At 62.2% G+C, this 23,151-nt stretch carries 13 protein-coding genes; 4 read left to right on the top strand and 9 right to left on the bottom strand.

What is annotated here, in order from left to right; all coding sequences use genetic code 11:
- From ACYQ3M_RS00440 to ACYQ3M_RS00405, 8 genes are all read right to left on the bottom strand, one after another.
- On the bottom strand, nt 1-2,727 hold the full coding sequence (locus tag ACYQ3M_RS00440; RefSeq protein ID WP_460034074.1) for an Hsp70 family protein: 2,727 nt from the start codon (nt 2,725-2,727) through the stop codon (nt 1-3).
- 3 nt (nt 2,728-2,730) lie between these two features.
- Nucleotides 2,731-4,689: an Hsp70 family protein gene (locus ACYQ3M_RS00435; RefSeq protein ID WP_460034073.1), complete on the bottom strand. Its 1,959-nt coding sequence runs from the start codon at nt 4,687-4,689 to the stop codon at nt 2,731-2,733.
- Nucleotides 4,686-5,315, bottom strand: coding sequence for a DUF2760 domain-containing protein (locus tag ACYQ3M_RS00430; protein WP_460034072.1), 630 nt, complete (start codon nt 5,313-5,315; stop codon nt 4,686-4,688). The genes ACYQ3M_RS00435 and ACYQ3M_RS00430 overlap by 4 nt, the downstream gene beginning before the upstream one ends.
- A 27-nt stretch (nt 5,316-5,342) precedes the next feature.
- Nucleotides 5,343-5,642: a hypothetical protein gene (locus ACYQ3M_RS00425; protein WP_460034071.1), complete on the bottom strand. Its 300-nt coding sequence runs from the start codon at nt 5,640-5,642 to the stop codon at nt 5,343-5,345.
- A 164-nt stretch (nt 5,643-5,806) separates the two neighbouring features.
- Entirely contained in the window at nt 5,807-6,325 is a 519-nt protein-coding gene (locus ACYQ3M_RS00420) for a GNAT family N-acetyltransferase (RefSeq protein WP_460034070.1), read from the bottom strand.
- Nucleotides 6,322-7,398: a DNA methyltransferase gene (locus ACYQ3M_RS00415; RefSeq protein ID WP_460034069.1), complete on the bottom strand. Its 1,077-nt coding sequence runs from the start codon at nt 7,396-7,398 to the stop codon at nt 6,322-6,324. The genes ACYQ3M_RS00420 and ACYQ3M_RS00415 overlap by 4 nt, the downstream gene beginning before the upstream one ends.
- Nucleotides 7,395-9,485, bottom strand: coding sequence for an ATP-binding protein (locus tag ACYQ3M_RS00410; protein WP_460034068.1), 2,091 nt, complete (start codon nt 9,483-9,485; stop codon nt 7,395-7,397). The genes ACYQ3M_RS00415 and ACYQ3M_RS00410 overlap by 4 nt, the downstream gene beginning before the upstream one ends.
- An 11-nt stretch (nt 9,486-9,496) precedes the next feature.
- Complete coding sequence (locus tag ACYQ3M_RS00405; RefSeq protein WP_460034067.1) at nt 9,497-10,639, bottom strand: hypothetical protein; 1,143 nt, start codon at nt 10,637-10,639, stop codon at nt 9,497-9,499.
- A gap of 167 nt (nt 10,640-10,806) precedes the next feature.
- Between ACYQ3M_RS00405 and ACYQ3M_RS00400 the strand changes: the two genes are divergently transcribed.
- The 4 genes from ACYQ3M_RS00400 to ACYQ3M_RS00385 are packed head-to-tail and all read left to right on the top strand — an operon-like array spanning nt 10,807 to nt 20,972.
- Nucleotides 10,807-12,534 carry an ABC transporter ATP-binding protein/permease gene (locus ACYQ3M_RS00400; protein WP_460034066.1) on the top strand — a complete coding sequence of 576 codons (1,728 nt, stop codon included), beginning with the start codon at nt 10,807-10,809 and terminating at the stop codon, nt 12,532-12,534.
- Nucleotides 12,524-15,502 (top strand): discoidin domain-containing protein, encoded by a 2,979-nt coding sequence (locus ACYQ3M_RS00395; protein WP_460034065.1) that lies wholly within the window; start codon nt 12,524-12,526, stop codon nt 15,500-15,502. The genes ACYQ3M_RS00400 and ACYQ3M_RS00395 overlap by 11 nt, the downstream gene beginning before the upstream one ends.
- Nucleotides 15,499-18,795 carry a GH36-type glycosyl hydrolase domain-containing protein gene (locus ACYQ3M_RS00390; protein WP_460034064.1) on the top strand — a complete coding sequence of 1,099 codons (3,297 nt, stop codon included), beginning with the start codon at nt 15,499-15,501 and terminating at the stop codon, nt 18,793-18,795. Before ACYQ3M_RS00395 ends, ACYQ3M_RS00390 begins: the two co-directional genes overlap by 4 nt.
- On the top strand, nt 18,783-20,972 hold the full coding sequence (locus tag ACYQ3M_RS00385) for an AMP-binding protein (RefSeq protein ID WP_460034063.1): 2,190 nt from the start codon (nt 18,783-18,785) through the stop codon (nt 20,970-20,972). Before ACYQ3M_RS00390 ends, ACYQ3M_RS00385 begins: the two co-directional genes overlap by 13 nt.
- Here ACYQ3M_RS00385 and gspD read toward each other — a convergent pair.
- Nucleotides 20,962-23,145, bottom strand: a complete 2,184-nt coding sequence (gspD, locus tag ACYQ3M_RS00380) for a type II secretion system secretin GspD (RefSeq protein ID WP_460034062.1) — start codon at nt 23,143-23,145, stop codon at nt 20,962-20,964. The genes ACYQ3M_RS00385 and gspD overlap by 11 nt on opposite strands.
- Nucleotides 23,146-23,151: the final 6 nt, after the last annotated feature.

The following is a 23,151-nucleotide window of genomic DNA, read 5'->3' as shown; positions in this document are numbered from 1 at the left end:
TTATGCCAAAAGCTTAAGGCCCGGCGGCAGCGCCTCGCCGAACATCCGCTCCTGATCGGCCTCCGAGAGCTCCGTGACCTCGCTGACCATTTGGCTCCAAGAGGCGGGCGCTTTGGCTTGCTTGAGCTTTGCGATCACCGCCTCGCGCAGCTCTTCACGCACGTCCCGCTCCCGGTCCCCGCTCCTCCTGGCCAGAAGGGCGGCGGCAAAGGCAGCGGCCGGCTTGGCTTTGAAATCCAGCGCCAGCAAGCTCTGCAGCCAGTCTTCGACCACCGCTTTGGGCACGGTGTTGTGAACGCTGCCGTAGCCTGGCACCCGGCTGCCCAAGCGGCCCAAGGCCCAGGCAAGCGCGTCTTGCGGCTCTTTGGGATGGGGCAGGCGCGCCAGCAGCCACTGGCCCAGCTGGATTTTTTCCGCCACCGCGATGTGCTCCAAGGCGGCGGCCAAGCGCACGATGTTTTCGTAGCTGCGTTGTCTTAGGACTTCGGGCTTTTGCCCGCGGGAAGGATCCAGGTAGGGGCGAAGATCGAGCAGGATCGCCTCTTGCCTGGCCGAATCCAATCCTCCGGCGATGCGGCGCCAGAAGGTCCACCACTCGGCCCAGTTCTGGATCACGTTGACGAATTGCAGCCCCTGACGGTAAAGCGGCCAGACTTGGTCGATGCGCCATTCGTCCAAGGGATAGCCAAAGCCGGGCCGCAGGCAAAATCCGCTCAAGCTGAACCAAGTGCGCTCGTGTTCCGGGCTGCGGCGGCGACGCTGGCGGCCTTCGAGCAGAGCGTCGGCCAGCTCGCGCAGCAGCGCTCCATCCCATTGATGGCGGCTCCCCAAACGCTTCTCCAGTTCGTTGCGCAACTGTTTGACCAGGGTAGGCGAAACCTCCTTGGATTTTTTGCCAAACACCGCCGCGATCTGCGCCCGCGCCGGGTCCAAATGAGGATGCGAGGCGTCTTGGATGAGCCTTCTTGAACTGGGACGGCGCAGCTCGAAGGCGAGCTTGAGGCGGCGCAGGCCCTCCAAGGGCACGCATTCCAGCTCTAGGGTGCCGATCTCCGTCAGGCGGGCGGCCAGGCGCACTTTGGCTTCGCCCTGGTCCTCAGCCGCCACCACCGTCGCCAAGGGCGGCAGAGGAGTAAAGCGCTCAGGTTGCGGCACGACCTCGCCTACTTGGTAGGGGGTGTCTTCGCTGGAAGAGAGCAAATGAAAGCGCACCGGCTGGCCCAGGCGCAAGGCAAAAACGCGATTCTCGAGCAGGATTTCCTGCTCGGCCTCGGTTCCCCGCGGCAACAGGCACACGCCTTGAGGTTTGCCGCTCTCGCCTTCTACCAAAAGAAAATAACTGCGCGCTGCCCCGCCTCCGATTTTGGGACAAAAGCCGCGCTTAGCTTGAGCGTAGGCCACCGCCCCCGCGGCTACGGCAAATTCCGGGTGCGGATTGTCCAAGACCAGGACGGGATGGGCGCGCCAGCGGCCCAGCACTTCCAGCACTCGGCGCGCAATCGCCGGGCTCAAAAACACCCCCCCGTTGAGCAGCACGGCGTCCGGCACCGGCGGGGCTTGAGCGTCCCCTAAAGCTTCGCGGGCGAGGCGCGCGTGCGCCGCGAGGAACGCCGCCAGATGGCGGGTGATCGCCGGGTCGGCCGCGTAAGGCAGGCCGAACTCGATCAGGCCGTAGCGCCCGTGTGGGCGGTCGGAGAGGGCAACCTGCGGGAAAAATCCATCCAGCACCAGGGCGCGGACCTCATCGCGGGTCAAAGTCGCCGTCCGCGCGCCGCCGATCAGCCGCGATCCCTCCCCGAGCAAGCTCACGGTGGCGCTCTCGGGAGCGCCTTCGGCGAGCAGCCGCTCCTTGGCGCGGCGGCACTCTTGGAGCAGTTGCGCGAACTCGGCGGTGCTAAGCTTAAGCTTTTTATCCAGCAGCCGCTCTTCGACGAGGTGGGCAAGCGCCAGATCGATGTTGTCCCCACCCAAGAGCAGGTGGTCGCCGACCCCAATCCGGGTCAGCCGGCATCCGGGCTCGATGCGGATCAAGGTCAGGTCGGTGGTGCCGCCGCCTACGTCCACCACCAGCAGCAAGCGCGCGTTGGCGATGGGCGAAGGATCGGCGCGGTGGCGGTGGAGCCAGTCGTAGCACGCCGCCTGCGGCTCTTCCAGAAGGCGCACTTTGAGTCCGGCGATCCTGGCGGCTTCCAAGCTCAGGGCGCGGGCGTCCTCGTCGAACGAAGCCGGAATGGTGAGGACCACTTCCTGCTGCTCCAACGGGTGCGCAGGGAAGCTGAAGTTCCACGCCCCGCGCACGTGCGCCAAGTAGCTGGCGCAGGCGATCAAGGGGGAGACTTTGGGGATTCCGCTGGCGGCCCCCCAGGGGAGGATGTCGGCAGTGCGGTCCACGCCGGGATGGCACAGCCAGCTTTTGGCGCTTGTGACCAAGCGGCCGTGGGATTTGGCGCCCAACTTTCGGGCCAGTTCGCCGATCACCGGATCTTGCACCGGATCGCCGAGGTCGGGCTTAGGCCAAGGCAGTTTGAGGGATTCCGGGGGCAGCTCTCCTGCGGCCGGGTGATAGCGGACCGAAGGCAGCAAAGGCAGGGCGGCGATTTCCCCCGGAGCGATGAGCTGCGGGATCGGGAACCTGCGGATCGGCGCTTCCTGTCCCGCTTCGAGGTCGGCGTAGGCGACGGCCGTGTGGGTGGTCCCCAAGTCGATGCCGACCAGGTAACGCGCCATGGTTTACTTTTTAAAGCGCCAGAAGCCGGTCTTGCGCTCTGTTTCGGTTGGCGTCGGGGTCTCCTCAGCGGATGCAGGGTGCGGCTGCTCCTCTGCCGTTGGGGTAGCGGAGGAGGGAGCAGGCGCGGCTTGCTCTTTAGCGCGCACCTCGAATTCGATTTTCCAGCGCTCGCCGGTGTCTTTGGCCACCGCTTCTAGCCTGAGCGTGCCCACTTCGGTGTAGCTTGCCGCCAGTTGCACCGGCACCACCTCACCCGGCTGGTGGCGCTCCGGCGGCAAGGTTACCTCGATTTCGGTAAGCTCCTGAATTTCGTCCGTATCCCAGGCATCGAGCAAGGCGCCCACCGGATCGTCGCGCCGCACGGTGGAGGCAAAGAAGCGGAATTGCACCGGTTCTCCGACCACGACGCCAAACTCGTAGGGCGGCAGCGGCGCCTCGGTGCCTTCTTCCATGCCGAAGGGAGCAACGCAGAGCAAGCGCAGCGGCGGCGGGAACCCGGGCACCGCCGGCATGGCGCTCTCGACCCCGACGTAATACGCCGCGGCGGTGCCGGCGCGGATTCGGACGCCTCCCCCGAGGCGCACGTAGCCGTAGTAGGCCGCCCCTTTAGCCACCGCCAGGTCGAGATCGGCCCCTTCCAGCAGGCGGGCGGGGGGAGCTTGGTCTTCGGCCAGCCAGCGGTTGATCACCTCCAGCAAGCGCTCGCTGAAAGGGCGTCCTTTGAACACGCCGCCGTTGAGCACCACCGCGGTCGGATGGATGAAGCGTCCCGGCTGTGCCGCTTCCGGCAGTCCCTCGACCGCGCCGAGCTGGCGGCTCAAGAAATGGGCCAGGTGCACGGTGATGCGCGCGTCCTGAGCGTAAGGAAGTCCAAGCGTGGTCAAGCCGGTGCGCGGGCGCGAGAGGGGTTTTTCGGCGATGTCCACGTGCGGGAAGAAGCCTTCGATCAGAGTGCGGCGCACCTCCTCACGGGTCAGCTCGGCGCGCAGCGTGCCGCCGATCAGCTTGGAGCCGCGGCTGGGGACGACCACCGGCACGCTCGGCAAATCTGGGTCGGTTAGCAGTTGTTCCTTCGCTTCCCGGCAACTGTGGGTTAAGGCGTGGATCTGCCAGGGATCGAGGCGCTTGCCTTCCTGTTCCAGCTTGGTTCTGACCAGATAGGCCAGGGCCAGGTCCATGTTGTCGCCGCCCAACAGAATATGCTCCCCGACCGCCACCCGCTTGAGCTGGAGATTGCCTTCCTCCTCGCTGACGGCGATCAAGGACAAGTCGGTGGTGCCGCCGCCTACGTCCACCACCAAGATCACCTCGCCCACCTTGACTTGCTCGCGCCAGCTTCCTGCGCTCTGCTGGATCCAGCTGTACAGGGCCGCCTGGGGCTCCTCGAGCAGGATCGCCTGGGTTAGCCCCGCCTCGCGCGCCGCCTCGACGGTCAGCTCGCGCGCGGCCGGGTCGAAGGAAGCCGGCACGGTGATGACCAGAGGCTGTTCGGCCAAGGGCGCCTCCGGGTGGCGGAAGTTCCAGGCGTCGCGCAGATGCTTTAGGTATTCGAGGGTGGCCTGATAGGGGGAGACCCGCGGCACTTCCTTGGGAGCCTCGAGCGGGAGAAACGGGGTTTTGGGATTGACTCCGGCGTGGCAAAGCCAGCTCTTGGCGCTCGAGACCAGGCGGATCGGGGTCTTGCTGCCGAGCTCGCGGGCCAAGTAGCCGACGACGTAGGGTACGTCGGCGCGCCAGGGAAGGGTTAAATCCTGGGGTGGCAGCTCCTCGGGGTGAGGGAGATAAAGAAAGGAAGGCAGCTGGACCCGCTCCTCCACCGCCCCGGGGGCGATCAGTTGGGGGATGCCCAAAACTTCCACCGGCGCTTTGTCGCGCTCGCATCGGCTCAAATCGACCCAGGCGACCACGCTGTTGGTCGTGCCCAGATCGATGCCTACGCAGTAGCGTTTGTCTTCGCTCATAGCTCCACCTCCGCCGGGGCCAGGATGTCCGCTTTATGACCCTCTGTCAACTGGGGCAGCTTGACTTCGGTCGCGCGCCAGCCGCGGTGGACCAGAATCCCTGAGAACGGCGGCGCGCCGACGATGTTGCCGGTCAGGCGGATTTCGCTCGGATCGAAGCCTTTGGGGACGGTGATCCGAGTGCCCTCGGCTTCGCTGCGCACCGGCGCGATCGTGAAGTGATGCTTGAGCACTTTGCGGCAACCTTCGTGGACGATCCGCGCCGCCGCGCCCACTTCGGCGTCCGTGTAGGCGCCGATGTCCTCCTCCAGAAAGTCGATCAGGCGCGCCTCCGCCTGAAACAGGCCCAAAAGTTGCAATGCCGCCTCCGGCGTAGGCTCGCGCAGGATGATCGGTTTAGGGGGCGGGGCAACTTCGACTTTGGCGGGCGGCGTCACGGCAGATTGGGTTGCCGGTTCCTCCCTGGCGCGTTCCGGAGCGGGTAGAGCCGCGCTGCGGCGCAGCAGCACGATGACCGCCAAGGTCAAGACCAATACCTGCAAAAACAAGAGGACGACCACGGCAACGCCCAGCATCCAATGCAGGGCATCGAGCGTTTCGGGAAACTTAGAGAAATCGATGGGCATGGTTTTTTCCTAAAAAATCAAATTATATCATCCACCTGCCTGGGCAGCCCGCTGCCGCGCCTCCAGCTCCAGGATCGCCTCAAGCGCGTAGCGCGCCGCCTGGGTGCGCTTGCGTTTGAGATAGCGTTCGGTAATGCGGGGATCGACGCCTTCGGCGGCAAACGCCGACCGGATCGGCTGCAAGCGGCTTTCGCAGCGCTTGAGCAAGGATTGGGTCTCGTACCGGGAGTCGCCGCCTTGGTAGCGGTAACGGCCAAGTTCCTCCTGGACGCAGGCAAAGTACGCCTGGCTGGCCTGGATGGCCTGGGCGATCGTCTTTTCCGACAAGGCGCTGGGCTGCCAGGATCGAGTTTGCGTGCCCGGCTTAGCGCAACCGGCAAGAACCATGCAGAATAAGACAAAAGCGAAGCGTGGCACCATAGAGGTTCAGGACAAGGTTCAAGACGGCTTCCATTATAGGGGCAGCGGCGTCCGCGTTGAAGGGTTGGAACTCAAAGGCAACAGCGCATCACGTAATCGTCGTAGCAATAGCCTTGGCCGGCATCGCTGATTTCTTCCCCGGCGATCACAAAGCCGGCCTTGAGATAGGCGCGAATGGCCTTGCGGTTCTTTTTGAACACGTAAAGATAGATTTCCGAAACTCCCAGCCGGGCGGCCACCGCTTTGACGTGGGTCAAAGCCAAGGCGCCGATTCCTTGGTGGTGGTATTCAGGCAAAAGATACAGCTTGTTGAGCCGCATTCGGCGTTGCTCGCTCAGGTGATGCCAGGCCAGAAAGCCGATCCGCGCCTGGGCGAGCCGAATCCATTCGTAGACCACGCCCTGGGCCATTTCCTCCCGGATCGCCTGGGGGCTACAACTGCGCCGCCAGAGGTAATGAACGGCGTCCAGGCTTAAAACTTCAGGAAAATAGCACCGCTGCCAGATGTCTTTCCCCATCGCCGCGATCTTGAAGGCGTCTTCGCGGCCGGCGGGAACGATGGCCACCGTAAGAGGAGCCTTTTTCTTCATAGACGCACCGCCCAAATCGTATATTCGGGCATTGGCTTTTGTGTAGAGCGCAAGAAGGTGCAACAAAGCCGTCTTCCGGTCGAAGGCGGCCGGATTTCCTGAACCGCCTGGATTCGCCATCCGCTTTCCCGCAACGAGTCTTTAAGTATCGCCAAGGGGTCTACCCGGCGGCTGGGGATCCCCCCGAAACGGATGACCAAGAGGGCGTCTTTGGCACACACCCCCCACACGTTGCGCCATACCTGGCGCAGATCGGCGGCAAAGGCCTCTGGATCGGAATGGTCGAGCTGAGCTTGAGCGCGGTAATCCACCGTGTCCGGGCCGCCGACGAACCAGTAGCGCAGCCATTGGTCGGGAAGGTAGGTGCGCAGGCCGTAGTAGGGCGGCGAGGTAACGACCCACTTAAACGGAACGTCTGCCTCGAGCGCGGACGCAAGGCGGCTGTCTGCGCGCCGTACCTCGCTTTGGGCCTTCGGCAGCCTTGCGCCGTAGTAGCGTCTGGCGCGCCGCTCGATTAGCCCTAGGACATCCACGGGTTCGGGATGAAGACCTTTCGCTTCCCAGAAGCGCACCGAGTAGGCCGGCTTGGGGGCGTAGGTGCGGGGGCATTGGTTGGAGAAGTAGCTTGGAAAGGTTTTTTGCTTTGGGCCATGCAGCGCCCCCAGGATGAGGCCGCGGAGCGCGATGCGGGCGTCTGTGGCGCAATCCTCCAAGAAAGCCTCCCGAAACCGGCACAGCGCGCTCAAAACGCTCGGGTGGAAGCACCCCCGCCAAAACTCGCCGGTCGGGACGTGGGACGCTTCGCGTTTGGCCAAAATCCGGCGCGCTTCGCCCAGAATCTCCTCGACGCTTGCATCGACCAGCTTGGCCGCGGTGATGGCGGTGGCGACGGGGCTGGAGTCCACCCCAAGAGAACGGAGGCCAAGCAGCCGGGCCGCGAAGTTGGTGGTCCCCCGGCCGCAAAACGGATCCAGTACGACGTCCCCCGCCTTGGCGTAGGTCTTTAGAACGCCGAGCGGGAAGTCGAGCGGGAACATCGTGAAGTAGGGGCAAATTCCGTTCAGTAGGGTCACTTTTTGGCTCTTATCCACGTCTTGCCGGTATCTGGGTTCTTGAAGGTTTCCCATTTCTCGGGTTGCGGTCCATACAGAGTGTTCATTGCTTTGGGGACCAAGTTGTACGCAAACTGGCGGCGATCTTCCAGTTGTTCCGGCAAGTGATCGATCAGGAACTGCTGTACCTTATACCACGGTGTGCCATTTTGGGATTCAAGTTTCCGGCGAAGATCGTCATCTTTTTGTAAAGCCTCAATCGCCTGTTGCTCGATGTTTGCCATGACGTCCACCGGCTCGGCTTCTTCATACGAGGTTGCGCCGGGATCCGGGATGTGAGCCGTTGCTGCTGCCTGCCTCATTTTGAAAAAGATCCTGTGCAGAACTTGTGCGTAGGTATTGCCCGCAGGGTGGTTGTAGTGGGGGTCACGCATCGGGAACATTTGCTCGAACGATAGGGCGCGAAAGCTGACCGGATAGGGTTTGCCTTCCACCGAACTCCAAAACACACCCTGCCCTGGGATGGGCTCGTTGAGCAGCGAGCTCAGCAAGTCATCACTGAAATGGGCGTTGGCGCGTTTCAAAGCCATCAGATCCGCCGCCGACAACAGGTGGAAGATGAACCAGTTGTCGCCTTGGCTTAGAATCTCGACGGGAATACTGCCCGGCTGCTGGGTGATCAGCAGCGCGCCCAGATCGTACTTGCGACCTTCCTTCACCCAGGCGATATAGGGTTCGGAAGCCGGTGCGTTTTCATTCAGCACCGATTGGGCCTCTTCGATCACTGCGATGGTCGGGATGGTCTTTGGTTCCGCTGCAGTAAATTCCTGCTGGTTGCGGTCGAAAATGCGGCGCAGGATCAGCCCTGAGAGCACCAGCGCCTGGCCGCCGCGCATCTGGGAAACGTCGATGACGCACAGCTTTCCCTCGGAGAGCGCGTGCACCAGCATGTCCATGAGCTGGCTGCTTTTGTCATGCAGCATCTTTACGATCGCAGTCATGTTGCTTCTGGCGGCTATAGCCTCAGCCTCTTGGCGCTGGGGATCGAGGTCGAGCAGCCGACAAATTTCGTCAAGCGGCGCGGCGTTGCCGTTGGCGTCGATCAGATTGACCAACGACTCCCATCGGTCTTGCGGAAGCCCGCGCAGCTTGCGAACGTTCTGCTGCTCCTGGCGTTCTGGTCCGAGCGCAATCGAAATCACATCCGTTGGACGCAGACGGCGAATATCGAGCTTGATGCCGCCAGCCACGAACGACTGGTAGAAAGGACTTGGATTCTTTCTTTCGGTGAAGACGACGAGCTTGTCCTCCAGCGCCGGAACGTCGCAGAGGCCTGGACGGCCTTTGTCGTCGGGCCAGAAATACTCGCCATCCGGGTCGAAGATCACCGTGCCCACGGGGACTTGTTTTCCGGCGCGCTTGGTGACCAAGGGCGTGGTTTCGTAGAGCTTCGAAAAGAGCAGCTTGTTGAGATTGGATTTGCCAAAGCCCGCGCGGGCAAAGATAAAGCTACGGCGAGATACGAGGGACTCGATGGGGAAGCGGACCAATACCTCCGGGTCGACTACCTGCATCCATTCCTGCGACTGGAAAGACGTGTCGCCGGCGGCGTAAATGTACTCGCCGAAGGCTAGATGGCCGATGGGTGCCCCATCGATGTTGTGACCGGCGATCTCGCGCAGCACCTCGTCGTTTGGAAATGCGACCTTGCTACCGACGTGGGGAAGTCGGCGATGCGAGGGAACGAAGGTCAATCCCTTTGCATTCTTGCGCAGCACGCCCAACACACGAATGTTGACCCGATATTTCAGGTACTGCTCGCGCAGGTCTTCGGGAATCGGCCGGTCCTCGCGGACTGCGCGGAGGTTGAACTCCTCGCCGGAACCATACGACAGTTTGCCTTCCGAGGAGAAGGAGGCGATGCGGCCTAGCACGGCTTCATCGGGCGTCTCCAGCTGGACGAGAAGAAACTGTCCGTGCATCGGGATGTTCTGGAACTCATTCCGGTACGGCAACACCAAGTCAGCGTGGAACTCCAAACCACCTTGCTGGAAGCCTCGAAAAATGCCGACAACCTTTTCCCTGGGAAAAAGTTGGATTTCTGCCATGTTGTGCTCCCTTATCCGTACCGGCGCTGCGCGGGGTCGGCATCCTGCAATTGAAACGCGTCCAAAGTCCCCGCGTCAGCACCAAGGCTCGATCGCACTGCCTCATAGATGAAGTCCTGCAGGATGTCGAAATCGAAATCGACCAGGGCCGCGTTCTCGTGCGCCTTTTGCAGACAACGTGGGTAATGAGGCACTGGAAAGCCGTTGATCGCGTCGGCGAGCATCGAGCCGAGGATGGTTTGAGCCTCTTTGACCTGCGGCTCGAAGATGTCCACCGGCCACACGGGGTCGCGGCGGTGGGACCCGAACTTCACTAGGAACATCTTGCCGCCGACGAATTTGTTGATCTCTCCTCCCTCCACAGCGCGGTCATCGCCGCGCGCGAATTCCGACCACACGTAGGCTTTTTCCTCCACCTCGCGGGGCACTTCCACGTAGGCCGGATAGTCGGTTTGCAGGACGCCTTCCAAGGCCATGGCGAGCCGATACCGCGAAAGCACCTTGCTGTGCTTGGCCACGCCAGCCAGATACACCCGGCGACGGCTCTTGCTCCACTGTGCTTCGATTCGGGCCTTCATGCCCTGGAGCAGTCGCTGGAACAGGTCCTTGGCGAAGACCTTGCTGCGCAGCAGGCCGTCGCAAATGATGAGTGTGTCGGTACCGTAGTCTTTTCCGAGTATTTTGAACAGGATGGCCCACTCGACCAGCTCCCGGTAGACCTGCACCCAGCTCGGCGAAACAGGCTTCCCCTTGTCGGTTGGCCGAATCATGTGAGAGAGCGTCGGCAGGTTGTCGACACCCAGAAAGGCCATCATCTCGCCCAAGGCTGTGCGCGGCGAGCCGTCCGACGTGAACTGACGTTCATTGAGCTTCTGGACCGGGGTCGTGGGTGAGATGACTTCCAGGCAGTACTCGTTGTTACTGCTGTCCACCACCCGGACCAGCTGGATCAGGAAGGGATCAAACTGAAGCTGGTTGTTGCCGCCATCGGTGCCGACCAGCGAGATCGACGTCGTGGTCCGTGGCTGGATGCGGTGCGTGGCGCTTTTCAACGGGCGAATCTCTTCCCGCAGCGCGTTCAGCACCCCTTGATCGGTGCCGATGCAGTCCGCGATGGCCTCCCTCAGTTGGGCCTGGCTTGAAGGGTCGAGCATCCTTAATATCCTACGGTTTACCCGTCGTTGAATTATAGTTCAAAGCGGTATCCGGCTCTTATCCGCACTGGCTGCTGTCCTGCAAATCAAAAGCAGCATTTGGAGAGATGTTCATCCTTGCTAACAAGTAAAATTAGCTTCTTGGGTTGCTTATAGAGTAATAGGCGATGAAACCAGAACAACAACGCATTGCTTTTGATCGCCAAGTTTTAGACCGCTTCGTGCGGATCGTGCGTATGTTTACGAGCGATCCTAAGGTGGGGCAGACGGCGTTGTGGCGATTTGGGTGGCTGGTGGTTTTGATTTTGAGCTTCAACGCCCTGAACGTGGTGGGCAGCTACGTCGGCCGCGATTTTATGACCGCGGTGGCCGGCCGCGACCTTGACCGGATGCTGGTTCAGACCGGGCTGTATCTTTTGGTGTTTGCGGCGCTCACCGTGGTCGCGGTGGTCGCGCGTTACCTGGAGGAAACCCTGGGGCTGTTGTGGCGGCAGTGGCTTACGCAGCTGAGCCTGGATCGCTATCTCGCCCACCGGAGTTTTTACCGCCTGGCGATGAGCGGTGAGGTGCCTAATCCCGATCAGCGGATCGCCGACGACATCAAGACTTTTACCGTCACCACGCTGTCGTTTGTGCTCATCCTCATCAACAGCGGCTTTACCGTCCTGGCTTTCTCAGGGGTGCTGTTGGAGATCAGCCCTTGGTTGTTCGGGGTGGCTGTGCTCTATGCCGCTTTAGGCTCGTATCTGACGATTTACCTTGGACGGCCGCTGATTCGATTGAACTACGACCAGCTCGACAAGGAAGCCGATTTCCGCGCTACCCTCATCCACCTTAGAGAAAATGCCGAGCCGATCGCGCTGCTCGGGCAGGAATGCCCGCTCAGAGACAGGCTGTTCGAGCGCCTCGCCGAAGTGGTCAAGAATTTCCACAAGATCATCCAGGTCAACCTTAGGCTGAACTTCTTCACCACCGGCTATAACTGGCTGATCCAGATTCTGCCGATCCTGGTCGTGGCGCCTTTGTACTTTCGCGGCGAAGCGGAGTTTGGCGTGGTCACTCAGGCGGCGATGGCGTTTATGACCTTAATGGGCGCGTTCTCGCTGATCGTCACCCAGTTTCAGTCGATCTCCTCGTTCGCGGCGGTGATCGCGCGCCTCGACGCCCTGGCCGACGCTTTGGTGGCTGCCGAAGAACGAGCCAAAGCGCCGTCAATCCAGGGGGTGGAAGATCCAACCCGGCTCGCTTACGAGCGTCTGACCCTGCGTTCGCCGCGCAGCGGGCGCACGCTGATTGCGGCTTTGGACCTTAATCTGCCTTACGGCCAGACCTTGCTGGTGACCGGGGATCCGAGCGCGCGCGCGGCTTTGCTGAGAGCGACCGCCGGGGTGTGGGAGGCAGGAGAAGGGCGCATTCTCAGGCCAAATCTCAAGCACTTAGCGTTTCTCCCCGAGCGTCCGTATCTGCCGCCAGGAACGCTGCGCCAGGCGTTGCTGTGCGGCTGCCCCGGAACGCAGCTTTCTGACGTGCAAATCTTGGATCTGGCCAAACGCCTTGAGATTGAGCACGTGCTCCAACGCTTTGGTCTGGACGCCGAGCAGGACTGGAGTGTTCTTGGATTGGCCGAGCAGCAATTGTTGGCCGTGGCTCGGGCGCTGCTTGGCGCGCCGCGGTTTATTTTTCTCGACCGCCCGAGCAGCGCCTTGGACCCCAACAAGGTGAAATGCCTCCTTGCGCTCTTTTGCGAGCGTGCGGTTTCCTACGTCGTGTTCGAGGAGAAGACGGCCATGGATCTCAAGGATTATGATCGGGTACTCGTGCTCAAAGCCGACGGCACGTGGCAGGTGACTGCGGGCGAACGCTCAAGACACGAGGTCGGTCGAAGTGGAAGCTGAACTTTTAGACGACTTTAAAGACCTTTACGCCTGGAGCGCGCACTCTTCGGTCCGCGCTCACGTCGCCTTAAAGGCTCAAGATACCCCGCGCGGCCGCGCGTTGCGCCTCGAATTTGAATTTCACCGCCGCTACGGCTTTGTCGTCGCCCGCCAAAGGACGGCGCTTGCGCTTCCGCCGAGCTATGCGTTCAGCTTCCTAGTTCGCGGTTGGGGAAAGCCTTGCGGCTTGGAATTTAAACTGGTCGATGCAAGCGATCAGAACGTCTGGCGCTATTGCCTTGAGGAGTTCGCTTTTCCTGAGGATTTTCAGGAGCTTAAGGTCGAAAGCAGGCAGCTCGAATTTGCCTGGGGCCCGCAAGGCGAAGGCACCCCGCAGCGGATAAGCGCCTTGGAGTTCGCCTTGACTCCCACGGCTCCCGGCAAGGGCTGGATGGAAATTTTGGGTTTGCGCCTGCGCGATGAGACCTATCGCGGCGTTCCTAAAGTTTCGGCCTCCAGCGCCTTGGCTGGATACGAAGCTTCTCAGGTTTTGGCGGCCAACACGCCAGGCTGGCGCAGCGGCCTTGGCGAACCGCAGTGGCTGCTAATCGATTTTGGCCAAAGCCGCACCTTAGGGGGGCTGGCGATTGCCTGGGAGCCGGGGAGGGAGGCCCTGGCTTTTGAAGTGCAGCTCTCTTTGGATGGCAAGGCGTGGGAATGCGCCTATGCCACGCGCCAAGGAGGCGCTCGGCGCAGTTACGTCTCTCTTCAAGCCCGCGCCCGCTATCTTAAGCTGCGCTTGCTTGCCGGCACAGGCCAAGGGTTTGGCATCCGTTGGATGGAGGTCAAACCGCCCGAGTTTTCCCGCTCGCTCGAGAGCTTTGTCGCCGCCGTCGCCAAGGAGTCTCCGGTTGGCTGGTACCCCAAGTACTGGCTGGGCCGGCAGAGCTATTGGACGCCGACCGGCACACCGCACAGCGGTCCGGTCGCGTTGCTCAACGAGGAGGGCCTGGTCGAGGTCGGGGAGGGAGGTTTTTCCCTGCAGCCGTTTTTGTACCTCGACGGGCGCTTGTGCACCTGGCGCGAGGCGGTCCTGACCCAGGGCCTGGAACAAGGCGGCCTACCTTTGCCGTGGGTGAAGTGGGAGCTTGCGGGCTTGGTTCTGACCATCACGGCGTTTTTAGACCCTGCCGGGGCGGGCGTGTATCTTCGCTTTGTCCTAAGCAGCGCCAAACCGCTTTTGGCCCGCTTGTTCGTCGCCATCTTGCCGTTTCAGGTCGTTCCTTACTGGCAGAAGGTGGCGGGTTCCGGGGTCTTTGCGATTTACAGCCTGAAATGGAGCTTGGGGCAGGTCTTGATCAACGGCACGCGTCGGGTGCTTGCGCTGACGCCGGCTTCTGGATTTGGCGCGGCGGCTTTTTCCCAAGGACCGATCGCGCAGTACTTAAGCGCGGGGGAGCTGCCTTTGGCCGAGAGCGTGGACGATCCGTCCGGCTTGGCCTCGGGCGCCTTGCGCTTCGATCTCAATCTGGATCCGGCAAGCCCTAAGGAGATTTGGCTGGCGGCGGGAAGGATGGCGACGTTTCCTGCGCCGGATTATCCGGCGGCGGTTCAAGCCTGGCAAACCGCCCTTGCGCTGCCGGAATTTGAACTCCCTCAGGCAGCGCAAGAGATGCTCTCTTGCCTTAAGACCTGCGCCGCCCATATTTTCGTCAACCGCGCAGGAGTCGCCCTTCGCCCCGGTCCGCGCCGCTATCGACGCGCCTGGATCCGCGATGGGGTAGGCATGGGGATCGCCTTGGCCCGGCTTGGGATGCCGCAGCCACTGCGCGATTTTCTGACTTGGTACGGCGGCTTTCAGGCCGAAGACGGCTCCCTTCCCGACTGCGTGGACGAGGACGGCCCCGAATGGCTGCCCGAGTTTGACGCTTACGGCCAGTTCCTCCACGGGGTGGCCGAATATTGGCGCTTGACGGGCGATGCCGATTGGGTGCGGGGGCAGTGGCCCAGGGTGGAAAAGACCCTGGCGTGTCTTGAAAATTTGCGCGCCCAACGGCTGACCGCGGAATACCGAAGGCCCGACCTGCGCGCCTATTTTGGCCTTTTGCCTGAATCGATGAGCCACGAGGGCTACATGGCCCAGCCGGTACACGCCTTTTGGGATGACTTATGGGCGCTTAGGGGCTTGCGCGATGCGGCCTGGCTGGCCCAAGCTTTGGGCGATCCGGCGCAGGCCGCCCGCCTAGAGGCGCAGGCCGTGGAATTTAAGCAGAACATCCGGGACGCGGTCGAGGCGGTCTGTTCCCGCTTGGGGCTGGAGTACGTCCCAGGCTCGGTGGAATTGGGCGATTTCGACCCGAGCGCCATCGCTATCGCCTGCGCCTTAGGGGTGGAGGATTGCCTGCCCCGTTTAAGGCTAAAGCGCACTTTCGCGCGCTATCTTCAAGGATTGAACGGTCAGCGCCTCAATTACAGCCCGTACGAAGTCCGCATCGTGCAGGCCTTGGTGCGTTTAGGCCGGCGCGAGGAGGCGCAGGCCAGGCTAAAAGCGCTTTTGGCCGACCGCCGCCCTTGGGCTTGGAACCAGTGGCCGGAGATCGCCTGGCGCGACCGGGAAGCGCCGTGCTTCCTGGGCGATTTGCCGCATTCTTGGGTGGGCGCCGAATATATCTTGGCGGTCTTGAGCTTGTTTGCCTACGAGCGGGAAGATACCCTGGTCCTGGCGGCCGGCATTCCCTGGGAGTGGCTGCGCCAGGGGGAAGTGGGCGTGAAGGGCTTGCCTACCCGCTACGGCAAACTCTGTTTTGCCTTGGAGCGGGAGGGTAAGACGTTGCGTCTGCGCGTGGGAGGAGAGATCGACCTCCCGCCGGCGGGAGTGGTGGTCGAGCTGCCGCGGCGGGTGCAGGAGGCGGCCGGAGAGGGCTGGACCGCCGCCGGTCGCACCGTTCGCTTAAAGCGCGTGCCGCAAACGATTCGGCTAAGGATATGAAACGGCTGCACAGTCCAAGCGGCTTGAGCGTGGAAGTGTGCCCTTCGGGCGCTTTGCGCTGTTTGAAATTTGGCGATCTGCTCGTCAACCTGTGGCTGGGAAGCGCGGTCGAGGCAGGGACGACGAATCTTTATCTGCGCCGCCACGGGGAAAAGATCCGCTGGCTGCCGCTTTTGGCCCCGAACCACCGCACGGTTCGGCTAGGCGGCGACGGGCGCGCGGTGTGGTGGGCGGGCGAGGGGCTTAGGGTCCGTTTCTGCTTGAGTTTGGTTCTGGCAGAGTCGGATCCGGTGTGGTTCTGGCAGCTCGTGCTGGAAAACCAGGAAGCGGCCCCGTGCACTCTGGATCTCATCTACGTTCAGGATCTGGGGCTGGCGCGCTACGAGTTGGTACGTATTAACGAGTATTTCCTAAGCCATTATCTGGATCATACCCCCTTATGGCATCCGCGCCTGGGTTGGGCGATCGCCACGCGCCAGAATCTTCTTCAGGACGGGCGTCATCCTTGGTGTCTGATCGGCTCGCTCACCCAAGCGGTAAGCTTTGCCACCGATGCGCTGGAGGTTTTCGGTTTATCGCTACGGGCGGGCCAGCCGCCGGTCGGGATAGCGCGCGGGCTCTCCGGCACGCGCCGGCAACACGAGCACAGCGTGGTGGCGCTGCAAAGCGCGCCGCTCACCCTGGCGCCGGGAGAGAAGGGGGTACTGGGATTTTTCGGCGGGTTTCAGCCCGATCATCCGCAAGCCTCCTCCTTGGCCGATCTGGAGTTTGCCGACCGCACCCTGGCCTTGAGGCCCTCGCCGATCGAGGCGGCAGGCGAGGAAGAGCTGGCTTGCAGCTTGTTTGCCGTCGCGCCGGCGCTAGCAAGCTTAAACCTTGGCGAGGCCGAGCTGGCAGCCAAGTTTGCGCCTCCCTGGCGCCAGCTCGAACGCGAGAAGCAAGGGCGGCTTTGGTCCTTTTTTACCGGGCAGGACAGCCACGTGGTCCTCAAGGCCAAGGAGCTTGACGTGCTTCGCCCTCACGGCCATCTTTTGCGCAGCGGCAGCGCTTGGCTGCCGGACGAGGCGGCGCTGACTTCCACGGTGTGGATGGCAGGGATTTTCCATTCCCAGCTCAGCCAAGGGTACGTGGCGCGCAACCTGCTCCTTTCCACCGCGCGCGGGCTTTTGGGTTTTCTCCGCGCCCGCGGGATGCGGGTGTTCGTCGAGCAAAGCCGGGGGTGGCGGTTGCTCGAGGTGCCTTCGGCTTGGGCGGTGCGCCCGCAGCGGGCCGTCTGGCTTTACCGCCACGCCTTCGGTCTGATCGAAATCGTAAGCGCGGCGCGCGAAGAGGCGTTGACGTTTGCGCTCAAATTTCTTGCAGGCCCACCCTGCCGAGTTTTGATCGTATTGCACCTGGCCCTGGGCGGCGACGACGGGGATACTCCAAGCCCGGTTTGTTTTGCCCGAACGCCGACTGGGCTCTGGCTCAAACCGCCGCCCGGGTCCGAACTCGCGCAGCGGTTTCCGCACGGCGGCTTTGCGCTCGACTTTGCGCCGGGCACGCAGTTTGAACGCATCGGCGGCGATGAGTTGTTGTTTGCCGACGGCCGCTCGCGCGGTTTGCCGTATCTGTGCCTGCTCGCCCGCAGCGCCTCGCTGGAACTGAAGATTTCCGGTCGGCTGGTGCCGCCTGCGCCCCCACGCGTTGAAAAAGCTTGGCTTTGCCTGCGGCCGGCTTGGCCTAAACCCGAACCCCTGGCGGCGCTGCTGGAGATCCTGCCTTGGTTTGCGCACAACGCCCGCATCCATTACTTGAGCCCGCGGGGGCTGGAGCAATACACCGGCGGCGGTTGGGGAACACGCGACGTGACCCAAGGACCGGTGGAATGGCTGCTCGCTCTGGGGTGCTTGGCGCCGGTGCGGGAAATTTTGCGCGTGGTGTTTGCTAACCAGAACCCGGACGGCAGCTGGCCGCAGTGGTTTTCCTTTTTCCCTCGCGACCGCAACCTCCGCGCCCTCGATGCCCACGGCGACATCGTATTCTGGCCGCTGTTGGCGCTGGGGCGCTATTTCTTAGCCGCCGAGGACGCCGCTTTCTTGGAAGAGCCTGTGCCGTTTTACCATCCAGATCCAGCCCAGGCTGAATCTGCCCCGCTTTGGCGCCACGTCGAACGCGCCTTGGCGTGGATCCAGTCCCAGACCGTTGCGGGCACGCACCTGACTCGTTACGGTCTGGGCGACTGGGACGATTCGCTGGAGCCGGCCCATCCTGATCTGGCCGACGAACTGGTCAGCAGCTTCACCGCGGCCTTGCATTATCAAAGCCTGACCGTTCTGGCGGAAGGGCTGCATCGTCTGGGCCAGAGCGATCGGGCCGAGCCGCTCCAAGCCCAGGCGGCCCAGGTAGGGGCCGATTTTCAAAAGTACCTGATCGCCGACGGGGTGTTGGCGGGTCTGGTGCGGTTTCGAGGGCAAGACCTTGAGTACCTGATGCACCCGCGCGACCGCGCCACCGGCGTCGCGTTCCGCTTGGTGTCTATGGTCCAGGCGATCCTGGCAGGGCTTTTTACCCCCGCCCAGGCCAGTCATCACTTAGCCCTCATCCGCCGCCACCTTTTGGGACCGGACGGGGCGCGCCTGGCCGACAAGCCGCTTTCCTACCGCGGCGGGACAAAGCGGCTGTTCGAGCGCGCTGAGACCTGCGCCTTCTTCGGGCGCGAGATCGGCCTGATGTACACCCACGCCCACTTGCGCTACGCCGAGGCGCTCGCCTTGCTGGGCGAGGCCGAAGAGTTCTGGCAGGCGCTAGCTCAGGCCAATCCCATAGGGCTTCGTGCGCGCGTGCCGCAGGCCGCCCCGCGCCAGGCCAACTGTTATTTCACCAGCTCCGACGCCGCCTTTGCCGACCGCTATCAGGCCGAAGCCGAATACGCCTGCCTCAAAGCCGGAAAGGTGCCCTTAGAGGGCGGCTGGCGCGTCTACTCGAGCGGCCCGGGGGTGTTTTTGCGCTTGGTGATCTGGCACCTTTTGGGACTCAAGATAGAACGATCGCAGCTTGTAATCGATCCGGTTTTGCCTAAGGTCTTAGACGGAATGCGCATCGAGCTAGAGCTTTTTGGGTATCCGGTGGAAGTCGTCTATCATAGGGACAAGCTTGGGTTTGGCCCGCGTGCGATTTGCCTCAATGGGAGCGATCTGCCCTTTAATCGCTGCCCTAACCCTTACCGGCTCGGGGGGGCGGCGGTGGAGGGCGCGAAGCTTAAGGCCAATCTCCACAACGGCCAGAATCGACTGACGATATGGCTTGCCTGATCGCCATGCTCAAACGCCTTGTGCGCGGGCTGTTGCGCCTGTTGTATCGGGTTAAGGTCCATGGTCTGGAGCATTATCCGGCCACGGGCCGTCTGTTGATCGTCGCCAATCACTTATCCTTCCTCGATCCGGTGCTGTTGTGGGCGTTCCTGCCCGGTCCTTTGACCTTCGCCATCAATACCCACATCGCCAGGCGCGCGTGGGTGCGTCCGTTCCTCAAATGCGCGCGGGTTTTCCCACTGGACCCTCAGCAATCGGGAGCCTTGAAGGAGATCGTGCAGCATCTGCGCGCAGGTCATCCTACCGTTATCTTCCCCGAAGGCCGGATCACCGTCACCGGGACGTTGATGAAGATCTACGATGGCACCGGCATGGTCGCCGACCGGGCCGGGGCGAAAGTGCTGCCGGTGCGCATCGACGGGGCGCAATTTACGCCGTTCTCGCGCCTGAAAGGGCGCGTCCGCAGGCGCCTGTTCCCAAAAATTTCCCTGTATGTGCTGCCGCCTCGCGATATTTGCCCACCGCCCGAGGTGACAGGGGCCGAGCGGCGCAAACAGGCCGGCGCGAAGCTGGCGGATTTGATGGCCGAGATGCTGCTTGCCACAACCTCGGTCGACAAGACTTTGTTTGCCGCCGTGCTCGACGCCAGCCGCCTCCACGGACGGAACAAGCGGATTTTGGAGGATCTTGAGCGGCGGCCTTGGACTTATCTTGGGTTGCTCACGCGCGCCCTGCTCTTGGCGGAAAAAATAAACGCCTATACCGCCCCGGGGGCGGCGGTGGGGCTGCTTCTACCCAGCGCGGCGAGCACCGTCGCCTTGCTGCTTGGCGCGCAAATAGCCGGGAGACTGCCGGCGATGCTCAATTACACCAGCGGGGTCAAGGGGCTTTTGGGAGCGTGCGCGAGCGGAAGAGTTCAAACCTTAATCACCTCGCGCAAATTCATCGCCGCGGCCAAGCTGGAGGCGGCTCTTGCCGCGTTGGCCGAGCAAGGGGTCCGCGTGCATTATCTGGAAGACTGGGCCGCACGGCTCGGCGGTTTTGCCAAGCTTAAAGCCTGGCTGGGCGCGCTGACCGCTTCCTGGTGGTATCGGCCCGATCCTGGCGCCAGCCAGGCGCCGGCGCTGATGCTGTTTACCTCCGGCTCGGAAGGGTCACCCAAGGCGGTGCTTTTGTCCCACCGCAACCTCTTAAGCAACTGCGCCCAGCTCGGGGCGGTGGTGGATTTTTGCGCGCGCGACGTGATCCTCAACGTCTTGCCGCTGTTTCACGTGTTCGGCTTGAGCGCCGGTCTGATCTTGCCTTTGATCTCCGGCATGTACACCTTCCTTTACCCCAATCCCTTGCATTACAAGGTCGTGCCGGAGCTGGCTTACGAACTCAACGCCACGGTGCTGTTCGGCACCAACACCTTTCTGGCCGGCTACGGTCGAGCCGCGCATCCGTACGATTTTTACAGCGTGCGCTACGTCTTCGCCGGGGCGGAAAAGCTGCAAGACGACGTGCGCCGGCTGTGGATGGAGCGGTTTGGGATCCGGATCCTGGAAGGTTACGGCGCCACCGAGACCAGCCCGGTGCTGGCGGTCAACACCCCCATGCATTGCCGGGTCGGCACCGTGGGCAGGTTTCTGCCCGGGATTGAGTGGCGGCTGGAGCCGGTTCCGGGCCTTGCCGCCGGCGGTCGTCTGCACGTCAAAGGGCCCAACGTCATGCTCGGCTATTATTTGCCGGAGCGTCCGGGCGAGTTGGTGCCGCCTGCCTCCTGTTTTGGCGAAGGCTGGTACGACACCGGCGACGTGGTCGCCGTGGACGCGGAAGGATTCGTGACCATCGTAGGCCGCGTGAAGCGCTTTGCCAAAGTCGCCGGCGAGATGGTGCCGCTCGATGGGATCGAGAAGCTGGCCGCGCAGGTCTGGCCGGGTTACCGCCACGCCGCCGTCGCCTTGCCCGACGCGCGCAAGGGGGAGGCGGTGGTGTTGGTCTCCGAATGCCCTGGGGCTGAGCTTGAGGATTTGCGCTACGCCGCGCGCAGCGCGGGAGTGCCGGAATTGTGGCTGCCAGAGCGCGTAGTCGCGGTGGCCGCCTTGCCGCTGTTAGGGAGCGGCAAGGTGGATTATCTTGAGGTTTTGACCCAAGTAGGGGCGAACGGCCGTTCGCTTCGGGGTGTCAGCGGTTAAAAGCGGATCTTGCTGGCTCTTGCCGGCGGATTTCTGCTTTGGGTTGGCCGTCGACTTTTGGCAGCTCGTAAATTTCTCTAAGCCTCTGTTTGTATTCGTGGGTGATTTGGTAAGCGTCTTGGCGGTTTGCGACCACCCGCGGGGTGATCAGGACCACAAGTTCGGTGCGGGTTAGGGCTTTCTGCGCGCTGCTGGTGAACAAGGCTCCAAGAATCGGGATACGGGAGAGCAAAGGCAGGCCTGATCGCGAGCGGTCCCGGTTGTCCTTAATCAGTCCGCCCAACACCAGGGTGTCTCCGTCTTTGACCGCCACCGTGCTTTTAATCTGCCGTTGACGGATGACAGGGTTCTGATTGATCACCGTGGTCTGGTCCACATCGTCAACGCGCTGCTCCAATTCCATGATCACCAGACCGCCGGTGTTGACCCTGGGTTTTAAAACCAACTGCACGCCGGTATCGCGCTGCTGGAAAGTCTCTTGCACGCTGGACTGGGTTGCCGTGTTGACAAACGAGCCGGTACGTAGGGAAATCTGATCGCCCACCAAGATGGTCGCCTCATGATTGTTGAGCACCATGAGCGAGGGGGAAGATAGAACGTTGATTTTTTTATCCGTCGCTAGGGCTTTGAGCAGAATTTGGATGTTTTGACTGTGGCTCAAAAAAGAGTAAGTAAATCCGGCCGGCAGGTTGTTCAAGAATAGATTTTTGGCCAACCCTGCCAAATCAATACCTTGGGATTTCAATCCTAACTGGCTATTCTCCTGGGGAAGCTTGTTACGGATGAACCACTCTAGGCCGTATTCGAGCTTGTCTTCTAGGCTAACCTCGAGGATCGAGGCCTCGATCAGCACCTGCAGCGGCAAGACGTCGAGCTGCTTGATCACCCGCTCGATGGCGCGGTAGTTTTCCTGATCGGCGTAGATGATCAGGGCGTTGTTGGTGTCGTCGGCGATGATCCGGATCTGGTCGCTGCCGGAGGCCGAAGGCGAACGCCTTGGCGTGGTCGGGGAAGGGGTTGGGTTGTTTTGGCCGGTTGGAGCGCTTTGACCTAGGCTCGTGCTCGCGCTCAAGGCCGCGCCGGTGAGGGATGTGGACTTGAGCCCCGGGGCGATCGCGGCGCGCGGGGTAGGGGCGGCGCCGGTGAAGATTTGGTTTAAGGTGTCGGCCAGTTTCGCCGCATCCACGTTCTGGGCCCGATAGACGTGGAAGTTGCCGGCCCCGGCCTCGGGAGCCGAACGGTCCAGCCGGGCGATCCAGGTTTGGGCCATCTCCAGATAGTCCGGCTGAGCGCTAATCACCATCAGCGCATTGAGGCGCTGGATCGGCAAGACCTTGACCGGGGCCACGGCTTTGCCTGAAGCTTTCTCGTCCAGCAAGCTCTCCAGTTCCTGTACCAAGGTTTCCGGATCCACGTTGTGGAGCGGAAACAGTCCCACCGACATGCCTTGCAGAAAATTCACGTCGAAAGCCCGCACGGCCTCTTCGACGGGGGTAAGTTCGGCGGCGGTGCCGGCTACCACCAACAGGTTCCGCGTCGGGTCGGTGTAGAGGATCGCCTTGGGAGGAAGCAGAGGTTCTAAGACCTTTTGCATGGATTCTACGCCTACGTAGCGCAAGGGGAAGATGCGGATCTGAAACCCCTCGGGCAGGATTTGGCTAGAGAGCCCGAGGGGAGCGGAGGTGGCGGCTTCCTCCACCGGCCCGACCCAGTAAAAGCCGCCCTTGCGCGTCAACGCGAGGCCGTTCATCTTGAGCACCATTTCCAGCGCCGGCAAGACCTCGTCCTGGCGCAGGGGGCGGGTGGTCTTGAGGGTGATTTTGCCTGCGGCCTTGGGGCTTAAGGTATAGTTGACTTTGAGGATGTCGCCCAAGATGACCTTGGTCACTTCGCCCAAATCGGCGTCGTCGAAATTTAGGGTGTATTTTCCGGGCTGATCCGAAGCTCGCCTTGCGGCGGTCGGGCGGATAAAAGCACGGCTGCCCCGGTAGATCTCCGGTTTTTCTAGGGCCGATTTAGGCTTTTCCTCGGGCAAGGCCGCGGCGGGTTCTTCGGGCGGTGGGGGGGTGGGCGCCACGACGCTGGTGAGCGGAAGTTTTTCCCGCAGGTTGGGTCCTAAGTATTCGCAGGCGGTCAACAAGGTGAGCGAAATTCCTAAGATTGTCCGCTTCAACTTCAA

It is taken from the genome of Methylothermus subterraneus (genome assembly GCF_054656915.1).
This window is presented reverse-complemented; position numbering and strand designations above follow the sequence as displayed.